Raw genomic sequence first — 14,980 nt, forward strand, 5'->3', positions numbered from 1 at the left:
CTTCACAGGGAGTGTGTCACCCCCGCGGCTTGGTCGGGTTCAACAGGTTCCCGAAAAACACCGCGTTCAACAGCAGACGCTCGGTGCCATGCCAATACTTGCGGTGCGCCGGGTCATCGGCGAACAGCACCACGTTGCCCTGCCCCTGCGGCGAGACCAGCAGCCAGGCGGCACCGGCCACGCGGGAGCGGTTGCTCTCCGAGAGATACCCGTTCACCCGAGGCGTCTCATCGATCCGCACCACCGTGGAAAAGGCATTGCGGCTCGGCTTGAAGCTGATGCCGTTTTCCTTGTTCACCGCCAGCTGGTTGCGCGGCAACCCGAAGCCCAACGGGTGGCTGGTATCCACATCGGCACTGAGGATGTTGCCACTGACCCGCTCGATCGCGGCGATGTCGCGCTGGTCGCCGAACGCACGGCGGGCGCTGTCGGGCTCCTTCTCTTCCGCACCCAGCAGTTCATCGCTGAGCTTCTGCTCGATGGCCCACTTGGACGCGCTGCCATAGGTGACCAGCGAACCGCCTGCGTTGATCCAGCGCTTGAGCGCGGCCACCGCAGCCGCGTCCACGCCGCCGTAGGTGCCCCCGGAAAGCACGATGGTGGTGTACCGGTCCAGGTTGACCTTGCCCAGCTGCGCCGGGTCCAGCTTGCTGGCCGGCAGCTGCACCTGCTGGTCGAGCAGGAACCACGCCGAGCCGATCTCGGTGGCGCTCACGCCCTCGCCCATCACCAGCGCCACCGCCGGCTTGCGCAGCGCCTTGACGCTGTCGCTGCCGAGGTCGATGCCGCTGCGGCTCTGCCCGCTGGCCAGCGCATGTACCTGCACGCCGCTGCTGCGCGCCACTTCGTCCACCACTGCCAGCAATGCGTCACCGGCCAGCGTCTGCCCCGCCACGGGAATCACCACGCTGCCCCGCGCGAAGGCCTGCTCGCCGCCTGCGGTGGCGGCAGTGAACGGCTGGAACGCGGCGCGGGTCACCACGCCCTTGGCCTGCAGCGCGTACAGCGCGCGGCTGGCGTTGTAGTCGCGCCAGTCGAACACGTAGGCGTAGCCCGCCTGGCCGCCGCTCACGCCACCGCGTTCGGCCGGCAGAGCACGGATGCGTTCGCCCGCATCCACGCGGCTGCGGCTGCCGGCGAAGGCCAGTCCGTAGGCCGGCGCGATGGCATACGAGGTGCTGCCGTAGAACACGTCGCCCTTGATCGGCGGGGTTTCGGCGAAGATCGAATGGACCAGGCGGAACTGCGGCTGGGCGGTCGGCACCACGTACGCACTGCCCGGTTCGAAGCGCTGACCGTCGACGGTCACTGAAGCGGTCAATGCCTGCACGGTGATCTGGTGCTGCAGCAGCAGGTCGAGCAGGCGCCGGGTCAGGCCCGGGTCGTTGGCGTCGCCGAACACGAACGCCTTCACCGGCTGCTGGTTGGCCTGCTTCAACGCGGACTGGAAGAACTCCTTCTGCAGCTTCAGCAGTCCATCGCGCTCGGTGACCGCGCCGCGCACGGTGCCCAGCCCGGTGGCGACCTGGTTGCGGATGGTGAAGGGGAAGGTCAGCAGGCCGTTGACCGACTCCTGCACGCGGCCGCGCGAGCTGGCCTGTTCCACGGTCACACCTACCGCGCCGTGGAAGTCCGGATAGGTCGAGCCATACACCGGCGAGAAGTTGTCGAAGTTTTCCCCGGTGTAGTACAGCGAACCCAGCGCATCCAGCGACTGCGCGTGATACTTCGCCAGGGTCTTGTTCCACTCATACGACGAGGCCGGCAACAGCGGGCTGTGCATGCTCGCCGGCGACGGTTCGAAGTAGTAGGTGCTGTCCTTGCCCATCTCGTGGAAGTCGATCTGGACGTTGGGGTACCACTGGTGGAAGTACGCGATCTTCGGACGCGTGTCCTGCTGGGTCAGCGCCAGCCAGTCGCGGTTGAGGTCGGTGAAGTAGTGGTTGGTGCGTCCCTGCGGGAACGGCTCCACGTGCTCCTTGTCGGCCGGATCGGACGAGGCCGGCGAGGACGCATAGGCGTTGTGCCAGCTCGCCGCGCGGTCGCGCCCGTCCGGGTTCTGCGCCGGGTCGAACAGCACCACCGCGCGGTCCAGCCACTGCGCGGTTTCGGCGCTGCGGCTGGCCACCAGGTAGTAGGCGGTGAGCAGTGCGGCTTCGCCGCTGGAGGTCTCATTGCCGTGCACGCTGTAGCCCAGCCACACCACCACCGGGCTGTTGCCCGCCGCCGACAGCGGCTGCGCCGGGTCGGCCAGGGTCACGTGCTGGCGGCGCAGGGTCTCCAGCTGCTGCTGGTTCTGCGCCGAGGTCACCGTGGCGATCAGCAGCGGCCGCCCTTCGTAGCTGCTGCCGATGCGCTCGACCTTGATCTTGTCCGAGTGTTTGGCCAGCTCGTCGAAGTAGGCCACCAGCTGGTCATGCCGCGTGTAACGGCTGCCGATCTCATAGCCCAGGAACTGCTGCGGGGTGGGAATGGCCGGATCGAAATCGCCGGCCTTCGGGAAGAAATAGGCGCTTTGCGCGAACGCCGGCGCCGCCAGCAACCACAACGAACCCAGCAGCCAGGCGATGGGACGCGACACACCACGGTACAAGGACACAGCAACCCCCAATCAGAAGCGGTAATCGAAACCAACAGTGAAGTAGCGACCGCGCAGGTCGTACTGGCTGAAGTCGTACGGCGCACGGATGCCCGGGAACGAGGCGTCGTACGGCGGTTCCTCGTCGGCCAGGTTCTGGATCTTCGCGTACAGGGTCAGCTTCTCCAGCCCGGTGTAGGCCAGGTACAGGTCGAACTGGCTGTACGCGTCGACGCGGTCCTGCACCGAGGTGGCCGCAGCGCTCGCCTTCTGGTCATAGCCGCTGGTGTAGTACCAGGTCAGCGCGGTGCGGAAGTCGCGGTAGTTCCAATCCAGCGAGGTGGTGGCCTTGTTGGCGGGAAGCGTGGCGCCGAGATTGCTGCCGGCGTAGTCCACCAGCGGGCCACCGACCACGGTCGGGCGGCGGTAGTCGCGCACGTGGGTGAACGCGGTGGAGAGGGTGAAGTCACCGGCGCGCTCGGTCGGGAAGCGCTGGCGCAGTTCCACGTCGAAACCGGAGGTCTTCAGCTCGCTCAGGTTCTGGTAGCGGTTGAACACCGCCAGCAGCTTGCCGCGCTCGTCGCGGGTCACCGCACCCGGCACGTCGTTGGTGACCAGGGTCTGGGTGTTGTTGGTGCCGACCAGGTTTTCCAGTTCGATGCGGTAGTAGTCCACGCTCAGGCTGGTGTTGCTCCACGGCGACAGCACCACGCCCAGGTTGTAGCTCTTGGTGCGCTCGGGCTTGAGGTCGCTGTTGCCGACGGTGAAGAAGGTCGGGTTCTGCCGCGAGCCGGGCACGTCCGGGTCGCGCGGGTCGATCACGCTGCCGTAGGCAATACTGGTGCTGTTGGAGTTCTCCGACAGCGACGGTGCGCGGAAGCCCTTGGACGCCGCCGCACGCACCAGCAGGATGTCCCACGGCTGCCAGCGCAGGCTCAGCTTGGGCGAGAACGCATCGCCAAAGTCGCTGTAATGGTCGGCGCGCGCGGCGGCCTGCAGTTCCAGGCGCTCGGCCAGCGGCACGTTGACTTCGGCATACGCCGCGGTGACCTTGCGTTCGCCATGCACTTCGGCAATCGCCGGGCGGATCTGCAGGCCGGCGTCGATCTGCCACGGGTTTTCCGAGTCCAGCTTCTCGCGGCGCCATTCCAGGCCGGCGGCAAACCCGATCGGGCCGGCCCAGGTGCTGCCCAGGCCACCGGAGATCTTGGCGTCCACGCCCTGCAGCACCGACTCGGCCGGACGCAGCGTGCTCAGATTGATGCTGTCGATCACCGCCTGCGGCGTGGCCGAGGGGTTGAGCAGGTTGTAGCTGCCGGCGGCCAGTGCATCGGCGAGGGTCCAGCGGTTGGCGAAGCCGCCGGAGACGGTTTCGCGCTCGCTGCTGCGCGCGCCGAACGCGCCCACTTCCCAGTCCCAGTCCTGCAGGCTGCCGCGCAACCCGACCACGCCGCGGTAGGCGGTGGAGCGGTTGGTCTTGAAGCTGGGGCCGAGGTTGAAGAAGGTGTACTCGATCGGGATGGCGCGCCCGTACGGGTTGAACGGGCTGCTCGCCGGCAGGTTGGACGAGACCGGCTCGGCCAGCCCGGTGTCGGCGTTGAGCGCGAAGCGGCCGCTTTCGAGGGTGAAGAACGGGCTGCTGCCGAACCAGGACACTCCCTTGATTTCGCTGTAGATCACTTCGCCGAAGGCTTCGACGTTGTCGTTCACCTTGAAGGTGCCGTTGACGTAGGCCTGGTAGCGCTTGGTCGAGGGAATCAGCGTGGTGTACGGCGCCAGGTTGTAGCCGCAGGTATTGCCCGCCAGGCCGTCGATCGGCGCGCTGGCAACCAGCGTGGTGTTTTCCGGGCACTGGCCGTTGGCGTCGAGCATCGGCACCGAGGTGCCGTTGACCAGGAAGCGCGCGCCCTTGGCCGACCAGCCGTTCCAGCGGCCGCCGGGCTTGTCGGTGTAGATGCCGGATTTGGTGAGGTCGCGCTGGTCCTGGTCCAGGCGTTCGCGGTTGTAACCTTCCAGGCTGACCAGGATGTTGTAGCCATCCGCTTCAAGGTCGCCGATGCCGCCGATGAACTTGAGGTTCTGTTCGTCCAGCCCGCCCTGGTCGGCGGTGCCGACGCTGCCGCCGAGCTCGGCGCCTTCGAAATTCTGCCGGGTGATGATGTTGACCACGCCGGCCACGGCGTCGGAGCCGTACACGGCCGAGGCGCCGTCCTTGAGCACCTCAATGCGCTCCACCGCGACCATCGGCAGTGCGTTGAGGTTGACGAAGGTGTCGGACAGGCCGCCGGCCGGGAAGCCGTAGTTGGCCAGGCGGCGGCCGTTGAGCAGCACCAGGGTGTTCTTCTGCGAGAGCCCGCGCAGGCCGATGCCCGCCGAGCCCGAGGCCCAGCCGTTGTTGGTGGTTTCGTTGGCGGCGTTGCCGGTGTTGGCGCTGATCGAGCGCAGCAGATCGGCCACGGTGGCCTTGCCGGTGGCTTCGATCTCCTGGCGGCCGATCACCTGCACCGGGTTGGCCGTTTCGGTGTCGGTGCGCTTGATGTTGGAGCCGGTAACGCGAACGGCGGCGAGGGTTTTGCTGTCGTTGGCGGCGTCAGCGGCGGCGTCTACGGCAACTGCAGGCAAAGGCGTAGCCAGAGCGGCGGAAAGCGCCGCTACAAGTAGGGTGTGCTTGGGCATGAACTCGGTGGGGGTGGTGGACGACGAGTTCCGCAGTAGTCCATGCCAAGGGCTTAACGGGCCAATAACATCGCTTCATGCGGATATAACGAAAAGTAACATCTCTTCATCCGGATGGATATGTTTTTGTTGGATGGCCGTACAATGGCGGCATGGAAATCTTCAAAGTCTTTACCCTCGAAGCGGCCCACCGCCTGCCCAACGTGCCGCCGGGCCACAAGTGCGCGCGCCTGCACGGCCATTCGTTCCGGGTGGAACTGAAGGTCGAAGGCGAGCCGGGCGAACACACCGGCTGGATCATGGATTTCGGCGACGTCAAAGCGGCCTTCAAGCCGATCTACGACCGCCTGGACCACCACTACCTCAACGACATCCCCGGCCTGGAGAACCCGACCAGCGAAGTGCTGGCGCGGTGGATCTGGAACGAGCTCAAGCCCAGCCTGCCGGCGCTGAGCGAGGTGACCGTGCATGAGACCTGCACCTCCGGCTGCCGTTACCGCGGCTGAGCGCCAACCCCTTGTTCCTGAACGGATTAGTTGGAACACCGGCCGGTTCAGAAATTAGTTGTTGCAATGCACCAAGATCGGCGTATGATGCATTGCATCAAACGGAATTTGCGTGGGTCCCTCCCCCCACGCAATCCAGGACCCGACAGAACCCTCCCTCTGTCGGGTCTTTTTTTTGCACCGGGCATCAACGGGGCGATGCGTCCAACGCCAGCGGTCGCACCACCTGCACCAATGTCATCAAGGTCTTGCCCGGCTCTTCCCACGGCATCATGTGCGCCGAATGCTCGAACCACACGCCCTGCTTGAAGGGGGCCTGCACGTTCTTCAACCAGCGGTCGGTGGGCGCGGACGGCGTCGTGTAATCGTGGCGGCCCATGAACATCACCACCGGGATCGGGAAGCGGGTGACCGGGTTGAAGTCCACCTTCAGCATCTGCGGCAGCAACGGTCCCAGTGACAGCACGCTGCCCTTGTCGATGTTGCAGCGATCGGCGTCGGTGTAGTCGGGTGACAGCTTCGCGGCACCGAAGAAGTACTTCGAATCATCGCGGTAGGCGGTGAGCCCGCCGTAGTACTGCGGCCAGGTGCGCGCGGTGATGATGCGCTCGCGCGTGATCGGGGTGTTGCCCGGATACGGCGCGATGGCTTCCAGCTCCGCCACGGCCTTGCTGTTTCCGTGTGCTTTCGCCTGTGCCAATCCGTAGTCGAAGCTTATCTTCTCGTTCTCCACCTGGTTGATGATCTGGCCGATGCCCACGTAGGCATGGAACAGGTCCGGCCGCTTCATGGCCGCCTGCATTGCGACGATGGTCCCCCAGCTGTGCGCCATCAGGATCACCTTGCGCTGGCCGAGGTGGGTGCGCAGGTGTTCAGCCACTTCGATGGCGTCATCGACGTAACGTTCGATGGTCAGGGTCGGTGCGACCTGCTCCGGCGGCGCTTCGGCATAGGTTTTACCCGCACCGCGCTGGTCCCAGTCGACCACCGTGAAGTACTCCTCCAACGGCCGCTGGAACTGCCACATGCTCGGCGTGACCGGGCTGGCGGGTCCACCGTGCACGAACAGGATGACCGGGTTGGCGCGGTCGTCACCGCGGATGGTGAGCCATTGGCGAACGCCGCCAATGGGCGTGGCGTAATGCTCCTGGATGCCGTTGGGCGTGGTGATCCGCTGCAGGTCGCGCACCACCGCGCGTGCGGGTTCGAGGGCGGCGGTGTCGGGGCAGGATTGGGCGTGGACAGATGCAGCGAGGGACAGCAGCAGGGTCAGGCAGACGAGTGTGCGCATGTAACCTCCGGATGTGCCGGCATCTTGCCACGCGCGACGTAGTGCCGGCCGCCGGCCGGCTCTGCATGGACCCGGCAGCATGAGGAGCCGGCCAGCGGCCGGCACAACCGGCGGGCGTAGTGCGCCCGCCGGAATCCCGTGGTCAATCGATCAACGCGCGGCAGCAGGCAGCGTGAACACGAACAACGCGCCTTCCCTGCTCTCCATCAACCGTATCTCGCCGCCGTGCAGCTGCAAAATGCGGTGCACGATCAGCAACCCCAGCCCGCCGCTGTCCGGGCGGTCGCTGCCCAGTGCCGGCGGGGTGTGGAACAGGTCGTCGCGACGCACCGCCGGAATGCCCGGGCCGGTGTCGGCCACGCTGACCTGGACCTCGCCCTGCACCGCCTGCAGCGTGACCGTAATGCGCCCTCCTTCAGGGGTATGCCGGATCGCGTTGTCGAGCAGGTTGGTGAGCACCCGTTCGATCAGGCCCAGGTCGGCGTCCACCGCCGGCAGCCCGGGTGGGATCTCCGCCACCAACGCCTGCCGCCGGGCCTCTGCGGCCAGCTCGAACTTCTGGAACACGTCCTGCACCAGATCCGGCAGCGAGAACGCCTGGCGGTCCAGCACCACCCCGCCGTGCTCCAGCCGCGCCAGCTCGAACAGCGCCTGCGCCAGGCGGCCGACCTTGTGGCTCTGCGACAGGGCGATGGCCAGGTACCGTTGCCGTTCCTCGGCGCTAAGCGTGGCGTCCTTCAACGCCAGCGTTTCCAGGTAACCGTGCAGCGACGACAGCGGCGTGCGCAGGTCGTGCGAGATGTTGGCGACCAGCTCGCGCCGCTGCAGGTCCTGCTGGCGCAGCTGCTGCCACTGGTCGTTGAGCCGCTGGCCCATGTGCCCGAAGCTGTGCTGCAGGATCGCCAGCTCGTCGCGCTCACCGGCGCGCAGCGGGGTGGGCGGTACCGGTTGTGCCGGCGCCGCCGCGTCCACGTCGAAGGACTGCACGCGCCGGGTCAGCAGGCGCAGCGGGCGGGTGACCCACCGGAACGCCACCGCGCCGGCCAGCAGCCCGATCACCGCCACGATCGCCAGCGACCACAGCGTGGTACGCAGGCTCGCATTGGCCGCGATGTTGGCCGCCAGCGCCTCGCGCTGCTCGCCCACCAGCACCACGTAGATGTAACCGGCCTGGCGCCCCTGCACGAACAGCGGTGCGGCGTTGAACACCTTGCGGCCGGTTTCACTGCGTGGGTCGTCGCCGAGGATGGGTAGCGGCTCGTCACGCAGCAGCGCCTGCACCGGTGCCAGGTCCACGCGGTCGCGCTTGAGGTGGCCGCTGGGCGCGTCGTGGCCGAGGATGCGGCCCTGGTCGTCGAGCAGGTACACCTCCACGCTGGGGTTCACCGCCATCAGCTTGCCGAACAGCGCGCGCACTTCGCCGCTGCGCATGCCGCCGCCGTCCATCAGTTCGCCGCTGCGTGCGATGTGTTCGGCCAGCCCGCGCGAGAGCCGCTGCACGGTTTCCTGCTCGTGCACGCGGGTGCTGCGCATCTGGATCGCCATCAACGCGCCGCAGCACACCAGCAGCAGCGCGAAGAACGCCACCGACAGGCGCTGGGAAAGACTCAGGCGGATCATGCCGACGCCGCCTCGTTGCCGTCGACCAGCTTGTAACCGCGACCCCACACCGTCTGGATGCGCTGCGGCGAGGCCGGGTCGCGTTCGATCTTGTTGCGCAGCCGGTTGATGTGGGTGTTCACGGTGTGCTCGTAGCCGTCGTGCTGGTAGCCCCAGACCTGGTTGAGCAGGTCCATGCGCGAAAACACCTGCCCGGGATGGCGGGCGAAGAAGTACAGCAGGTCGAATTCGCGCGGGGTCAGCTCCAGCGCGCGTCCTTCCACCTGCGCGGTGCGCGCAACCGGGTCGATGCGCAGCCCGGCCACCGCCAGTTCACCGGCGTCGATGCGCGCGTTCTGCGCCATCGCCTCGACCCGGCGCAGCAGCGCCTTCACCCGCGCCACCAGCTCCAGCATCGAGAACGGCTTGGCCAGGTAGTCGTCCGCGCCCAGCTCCAGGCCGAGGATGCGGTGCACTTCGCTGGCGCGGGCGCTGGTGATGATGATCGGGGTGTAGCGGGCCATGCCGCGTGCGCGCCGGCAGATCTCCAGCCCGTCCACGCCGGGCAGCATCAGGTCCAGCACCAGCGCGCTCCACGGCTGCGCTTCGAGCAGGGCCAGGCCCTCGTCGCCGGTGGCGGCGTGGGTGACCTCATAGCCCTCGTCGCGCAGGTGCATGCGCAGCAGGTTGGCGATGTGGACATCGTCCTCGACGATCAGGACCTGTTTTGCACTGCTCATCGGCACGCGGGGGAGTGGCGGGAAGGTAGCCGCATTGTGGTCGGATCCGGACCTGAATGTGTCACGGAAAATTTAACCCTGCGTGAGGATTCGTTGATCGGCCGGGGCGCAGCATGGCCCCATCGTATCCAGAGCTGGAGATCGGCCATGCAGTTCACCCGCCGCAAAGTGCTTGGCGTGGGCGCCCTGGGCGCCGCCGCCGGGCTGTTCGGGCTCACCGCCTGCAGCGCCAGCGCCCCGGCCGCTCCGGTGGCCTCGCGCCGCTTTGAAGTGATGCGCACCGACGCGCAATGGCGCGAGCAGCTCACGCCTGCGCAGTATTCGGTGCTGCGCCGGCAGAGCACCGAGCGCCCCTTCAGCAGCCCGCTCAACAAGGAACACCGGCTCGGTACGTTCGCCTGTGCCGGATGCGGGCTGGCGCTGTTCTCCTCCTCCACCAAGTTCGACAGCGGCACCGGCTGGCCGAGCTTCTGGGCGCCGCTGCACAACGCGGTGGCCGAGGACCGCGACACCACGCTGGGCATGGTCCGGGTGGAGGCGCACTGCCGGCGCTGTGGTGGGCACCTGGGCCATGTATTCGACGACGGCCCGCGCCCGACCGGCCTGCGCTACTGCATGAACGGGGTGGCGATGAACTTCGTCGCCGCTGACGACGAGACACGGGTGCGGATTTCCAACCGCACGTAGCGCCGGCGAAGCAGCCGGGCAGAGCCCGGCTCTACCTCGGGGATTCGCGATCCATCCGTTTATAAGGACTCACTGATGTTTCTGCTTGTTCTTGCCTATCTTGGCGGCGTACTGACCATCCTCAGCCCGTGCATCCTGCCGGTGCTGCCGTTCGTGTTCGCGCGCTCGGACCGCCCGTTCCTGCGCAGCGGGCTGCCGCTGCTGGTCGGCATGGCGCTGATGTTCGCGGTGGTGGCCAGCCTGGCGGCCGTGGGCAGCCAGTGGGTGGCGCAGGCCAACCAGGTCGGGCGCTGGATCGCGCTGGTGGTGATGGCGCTGTTCGCGCTGGCGCTGCTGTGGCCCACCCTGGCCGACCGCATGCTCTCCCCGTTCCAGCGGCTGGGCGCGCGCCTGAGTGCGTCGGCCGACAAGGCCAGCGACGCCGGTCGTGGCGGGGTGGGCACCTCCCTGCTGATCGGCGTGGCCACCGGGCTGCTGTGGGCGCCGTGCGCCGGGCCCATCCTAGGCCTGATCCTGACCGGCGCGGCGCTGCAGGGCGCCAGCGTGGGCACCAGCGGCCTACTGCTGGCCTACGCGCTGGGCGCGGCGACCTCGCTGGCGCTGGCGATCTGGATCGGTGGGCGGGTGTTCACCGCGCTCAAGCAGCGCCTGGGCGCCGGTGAGTGGATCCGCCGCGGTCTGGGCGTGGCCGCGTTGCTGGCGGTGGTCGCCATCGCGATGGGCTGGGATACCGGCGTGTTGACCCGTCTTTCCACGGTCAGCACTGCAAAGCTGGAGCAGGGCCTGCTCGACACCCTGCCCGGCCAGACCCCGCAGGCCGGCCCGGCGATGATGATGCGTGCTGCCGATGCATCAGACGGTGCACCGCTGCCGGTGGAAGGCACGCTGCCCTCGCTGGCCGGTGCCACCGGCTGGCTCAACAGCCCGCCGCTGAGCGCCGAAGGTCTGCGTGGCAAGGTGGTGCTGGTCGATTTCTGGACCTATTCCTGCATCAACTGCCTGCGCGCCCTGCCCTACGTGCGCGAATGGGAACAGCGCTACCGCGACCAGGGCCTGGTGGTGATCGGCGTGCACGCGCCGGAGTTCGCCTTCGAACGCAACCTGCGCAACGTGATGGGCGCGGTGGACGAGTTGAAGATCACCTACCCGGTAGCGATCGACAACGACTTTGCGATCTGGCGCGGTTTCAACAACCGCTACTGGCCGGCGCATTACTTCATCGACGGCAAGGGCCAGGTCCGCGCGCACCATTTCGGCGAAGGCAACTACAAACAGTCCGAGCAGATCATCCGCCAGCTGCTGCGCGAGAACGGCGCCACCCTGCCCGACGAACCGGCGCAGGCCATGGCCATGGCGGCCGCAGCCCCGCGTGAAGGCGTGGAGCGGCAGGCCGACATGCGCAACCTGAAGTCGCCGGAAACTTACCTGGGCCATGCGCGTGCGGAGAACTTCGCTTCGCCGGGCGGCCAGCGCAATGACCAGGCCGCGGATTACACGGTGCCGCCGTCGCTGGCCCTGAACCAGTGGGCGCTGGCCGGGAACTGGACGGTGGGCGACGAGGATGCGCAGCTGCAGCGCGCCGGCGGGCGCATCGCATTCCGCTTCCACGCGCGTGACCTGCACCTGGTGCTGGCGCCCGGCGAGGACGGCAAGCCGGTGCGCTACCGGGTGCGCGTGGATGGCCAGGCGCCGGGGGCGGCCGCCGGTGGCGACGTCGATGCCGATGGCGGCGGCGTGGTGAAGGAACACCGTCTGTACCAGTTGATCCGCCAGGACGGCGATGTCGGCGAACGCACCTTCGAGATCGAGTTCCTTGACCCCGGCGTGCACGCCTACGCCTTTACCTTTGGTTGAACCGGGAGAGACCCATGCGACTTTCCGTAGACAAACTGGTGGCCGGTGGCATCGCCGCCGTGATCGCCACGCTTACTGTCACCGCCGTGGTGAGCCTGGATCGTCCTGCGTATGCCGCGGGCGCCGAAAAGGTGGTGGCGGTGCCGGCGCCGAGCGGCGCAGCGGATCTGAAGCTGCCGGGCAAACGTGCCCAGGTGGTGTTCGCCGGCGGCTGCTTCTGGGGCGTGCAGGGCGTGTTCCAGCACATCAAGGGCGTGGACAATGCGGTCTCCGGCTACATCGGCGGCAGTCGCGCCGACGCCAACTATGCGCGGGTCAGCGGCGGCGGTACCGGTCATGCCGAGGCGGTGCAGGTGACCTACGACCCCAGCCAGGTGAGCTACGGCCAGTTGATGCAGGTGTTCTTCTCGGTGGTGCACGACCCCACCCAGCTCAACCGCCAGGGCCCGGACCGTGGCACCCAGTACCGCTCGGCGGTGTACGCCGACGATGCCGCGCAGCGCGATGCCACCAAGGCGTATATCGCGCAACTGCAGCAGGCGCGTGCGTATGCGGCGCCGGTGGTGACCACGGTCGATGGCGGCAAGCCGTTCCAGGCCGCCGAGGGCTACCACCAGAACTACCTCACCCTGCACCCGGAATCCCTGTACATCCGCATCAACGACCAGCCCAAGGTGGCGGCATTGCAGCGCATGTACCCGCAGCTGTACCGCGAGAAGCCGCGGCTGGCGTCGACGCTGTCGGTGCGCTGAAAGCGGCTCAGCTGGCCAGCAGGTGGCTCGCCAGCTGCGCCGGGTCCGCGCCCGGCGCGTACGGCAGGCGGCCCCAGAACGGCAGCGGCAGGCGCGCGCGCAGCAGGCCTACGTTGTCGTCGATGCGCTCCATCTGCGGATCCACCTCGTTGGCAATCCATCCGATGCAGGTGGCGCCGCTGGCGGCAATCGCCTGCGCGGTCAGCCGCGCGTGGTTCAGGCAGCCCAGGCGCAGGCCCACCACCATCACCACCGGCAGCTGCAGCGCGTGTACCAGGTGCGACTGGTCCAGCGTGGTCGACAGCGGCGCCAGCCAGCCGCCCACGCCTTCCACCACCACCGTGTCGGCCTGGGCGCGCAGCCGCGCGAAGGCGGCCTCGATCGGCGCCAGCGACAGGGTGACCCCGGCCGCGGCGGCGGCCAGCTCGGGGGCCAGGGGCAGCGGCAGTGCGTAGGGATTGAGGTCGGCGTAGGCCGGGGTCGGCAGGCTGGCGGCGAGCAGTGCGGTGGCGTCTTCGTTGCGCAGGCCTTCAGCGGTGTCTTCACAGCCACTGGCGACCGGCTTCATGCCCATCGCGCGATGCCCGCGCTGGCGCAGGGCGTGCAGCAGGGCGCAGCTGCTGAAGGTCTTGCCGATGCCGGTGTCGGTGCCGGTGACGTAAAAGGCAGGCGGGAGCGCGGACGGGGACATGGCCAGGCCGATGAACAGGGGCCTGCATTATCACCGGCACCGCAGCGTTCCGCGCCCGGCGGCCCGGTCCCGGGCCCCGCTTGCTAGACTGCGGGCATGTTCGATACCACCACGCTCACCGGCAGCAAGCCGGAACAGTACGGCCAGCTGCTGGCCCAGGCCCGCGCCTTGGTGCACGGGGAACGCGACCGCATTGCCAATGCCGCCAACCTGTCGGCGCTGGTCTATCACGCCCTGCCGCAGCTGAACTGGGTGGGCTTCTACTTCTACGACGGCACCGAGCTGGTGGTTGGCCCGTTCCAGGGCCTGCCGGCCTGCGTGCGCATTCCGCTCAGCAAGGGCGTGTGCGGGGCGGCGGCGACGCAGCGGGTGACCCAGCGCATAGAGGACGTGGATGCGTTCCCGGGCCACATCGCCTGCGATTCGGCATCGCGCTCGGAACTGGTGGTGCCGCTGTTCACGGGCGACACACTGGTCGGCGTGTTCGACCTGGACAGCCCGGTGCTGTCGCGCTTCGACGCGGACGACCAGGCAGGGCTGGAAGCGATTGCCGCGGTGTTCGTCGAGGCGCTGGGATGAGCGCGAAGCTGCGCAACATCGGCCCCAAGAGCGCCGCCTGGCTGCGCCAGGTCGGTCTGCGCACGGCCGAGGACCTGGCCGCCAGCGGTGCGGTGGGCGCGTTCGTGAAGGTTCGTCGCGCGGGGTTCAAGCCCAGCCTCAACCTGTTGTATTCGCTGGAAGGGGCGTTGCAGGACTGCCATTGGCAGGAGTTGCCGGAAGCGCGGCGTACTGCGCTGGTGGCGGAGTATGAGGCGATCATTGCCGACAATCCGTTGAAGAAGGCGCCGCCGGCATCCGGGCCGGTGTATGAGCGGACCGTGGTCAGTGATGACGATGGGGATGATGCGTCGTTTGCTTCAGAGGACGACGAACGGGGTTGATGTTGCGTGGGACACGCGTGGCGTGTCGCTACGGTTGTTGCAGCTCGAGTAGTTCGCCCCAGAGGTCGTCGCCGTCGCGTTCGATGCGCAGCCGCACGCGGGTGCCGTGGTCGATGCGCAAGGCCCAGCACATCGCCATCGGCAGGCCGCAGACCTGCGAGAGCACCATGCGCAGCGGGCCGCCATGGCTGACCACCACGGTCGGCACGGCATCGGGTTCGTCCAGCAGGCGGTGCAGCGCACGCGCGATGCGGCGCTCGAAATGCCCCCAGCTCTCGCCATGCGGCGGCGGGTTGGCATGCGGGTCCAGGTGGAACGCCGACAGCGCCTGCATCGGCAGCGCATCCAGCGCCTGGCCGTCCCAGTCGCCGAAATCCAGTTCTTCCCATTCCTCGTCTGGCTCCACGTCCAGGCCACGCGGCCCTGCCAGCGCCTCGGCGGTGCCCACGGCGCGCTGGCGCGGCGAGCACAGCACCCGCTCCCACACGAGGTCGGCATAGCGCTCGCACAGCGCCCCGGTGCTGCCGGCTTCCAGCGCTGGATCTGTGCGTCCGTCCAGGTGGTCGTCGCGACCGGTGGCGGCGTGCCGGATCAGGTCCAGGATCATTGGTGCGGCACCCCCTGCAAAAAGCGAGGCGCATTCTAACCGGTCGCGCCGCTGCACT

General features: G+C 67.9%; 13 protein-coding genes. 6 read left to right on the forward strand and 7 right to left on the reverse strand.

What is annotated here, in order from left to right:
- Positions 1-16 precede the first annotated feature (16 nt).
- Positions 17-2,581 (reverse strand): M14 family zinc carboxypeptidase, encoded by a 2,565-nt coding sequence (locus C2U58_RS14650; RefSeq protein WP_253256743.1) that lies wholly within the window; start codon positions 2,579-2,581, stop codon positions 17-19.
- Positions 2,582-2,611: 30 nt separating this feature from the next.
- Positions 2,612-5,254, reverse strand: coding sequence for a TonB-dependent receptor (locus C2U58_RS14655; protein ID WP_102946522.1), 2,643 nt, complete (start codon positions 5,252-5,254; stop codon positions 2,612-2,614).
- A gap of 152 nt (positions 5,255-5,406) precedes the next feature.
- On the opposite strand from C2U58_RS14655, the gene queD reads away from it, so the two are divergent.
- The gene (gene queD, locus C2U58_RS14660) at positions 5,407-5,760 is read left to right on the forward strand and encodes a 6-carboxytetrahydropterin synthase QueD (RefSeq protein ID WP_070207058.1); all 354 of its coding nucleotides are present in this window, start codon (positions 5,407-5,409) and stop codon (positions 5,758-5,760) included.
- A 187-nt stretch (positions 5,761-5,947) separates the two neighbouring features.
- On the opposite strand, the gene C2U58_RS14665 is transcribed toward queD, so the two are convergent.
- From C2U58_RS14665 to C2U58_RS14675, 3 genes are all read right to left on the reverse strand, one after another.
- On the reverse strand, positions 5,948-7,051 hold the full coding sequence (locus tag C2U58_RS14665; RefSeq protein ID WP_102946523.1) for an alpha/beta hydrolase: 1,104 nt from the start codon (positions 7,049-7,051) through the stop codon (positions 5,948-5,950).
- Between the two features lie 150 nt (positions 7,052-7,201).
- Positions 7,202-8,671, reverse strand: a complete 1,470-nt coding sequence (locus C2U58_RS14670) for a HAMP domain-containing sensor histidine kinase (protein WP_102946524.1) — start codon at positions 8,669-8,671, stop codon at positions 7,202-7,204.
- Positions 8,668-9,390 carry a response regulator transcription factor gene (locus C2U58_RS14675; protein ID WP_102946525.1) on the reverse strand — a complete coding sequence of 241 codons (723 nt, stop codon included), beginning with the start codon at positions 9,388-9,390 and terminating at the stop codon, positions 8,668-8,670. The genes C2U58_RS14670 and C2U58_RS14675 overlap by 4 nt, the downstream gene beginning before the upstream one ends.
- Before the next feature lie 147 nt (positions 9,391-9,537).
- Here C2U58_RS14675 and msrB point away from each other — a divergent pair, with 147 nt between their 5' ends.
- From msrB to msrA, 3 genes are all read left to right on the forward strand, one after another.
- On the forward strand, positions 9,538-10,077 hold the full coding sequence (gene msrB / locus C2U58_RS14680) for a peptide-methionine (R)-S-oxide reductase MsrB (RefSeq protein ID WP_102946526.1): 540 nt from the start codon (positions 9,538-9,540) through the stop codon (positions 10,075-10,077).
- A gap of 75 nt (positions 10,078-10,152) precedes the next feature.
- Entirely contained in the window at positions 10,153-11,931 is a 1,779-nt protein-coding gene (locus tag C2U58_RS14685; RefSeq protein ID WP_102946527.1) for a cytochrome c biogenesis protein DipZ, read from the forward strand.
- 14 nt (positions 11,932-11,945) lie between these two features.
- Positions 11,946-12,683: a peptide-methionine (S)-S-oxide reductase MsrA gene (gene msrA / locus C2U58_RS14690; protein WP_102946528.1), complete on the forward strand. Its 738-nt coding sequence runs from the start codon at positions 11,946-11,948 to the stop codon at positions 12,681-12,683.
- Positions 12,684-12,690: 7 nt separating this feature from the next.
- Here msrA and bioD read toward each other — a convergent pair whose 3' ends face one another.
- Positions 12,691-13,374: a dethiobiotin synthase gene (bioD, locus tag C2U58_RS14695; protein WP_102946529.1), complete on the reverse strand. Its 684-nt coding sequence runs from the start codon at positions 13,372-13,374 to the stop codon at positions 12,691-12,693.
- A gap of 96 nt (positions 13,375-13,470) precedes the next feature.
- On the opposite strand from bioD, the gene C2U58_RS14700 reads away from it, so the two are divergent.
- Together C2U58_RS14700 and C2U58_RS14705 are read left to right on the forward strand one after the other, a co-directional pair.
- The gene (locus C2U58_RS14700) at positions 13,471-13,953 is read left to right on the forward strand and encodes a GAF domain-containing protein (protein ID WP_102946530.1); all 483 of its coding nucleotides are present in this window, start codon (positions 13,471-13,473) and stop codon (positions 13,951-13,953) included.
- On the forward strand, positions 13,950-14,315 hold the full coding sequence (locus C2U58_RS14705; RefSeq protein ID WP_102946531.1) for a TfoX/Sxy family protein: 366 nt from the start codon (positions 13,950-13,952) through the stop codon (positions 14,313-14,315). The genes C2U58_RS14700 and C2U58_RS14705 overlap by 4 nt, the downstream gene beginning before the upstream one ends.
- Before the next feature lie 28 nt (positions 14,316-14,343).
- On the opposite strand, the gene C2U58_RS14710 is transcribed toward C2U58_RS14705, so the two are convergent.
- Entirely contained in the window at positions 14,344-14,922 is a 579-nt protein-coding gene (locus tag C2U58_RS14710; protein WP_102946532.1) for a histidine phosphatase family protein, read from the reverse strand.
- Positions 14,923-14,980: the final 58 nt, after the last annotated feature.

Origin of the sequence: Stenotrophomonas sp. VV52 (assembly GCF_002893095.1) — a bacterium.
Lineage (GTDB): Bacteria > Pseudomonadota > Gammaproteobacteria > Xanthomonadales > Xanthomonadaceae > Stenotrophomonas > Stenotrophomonas aracearum.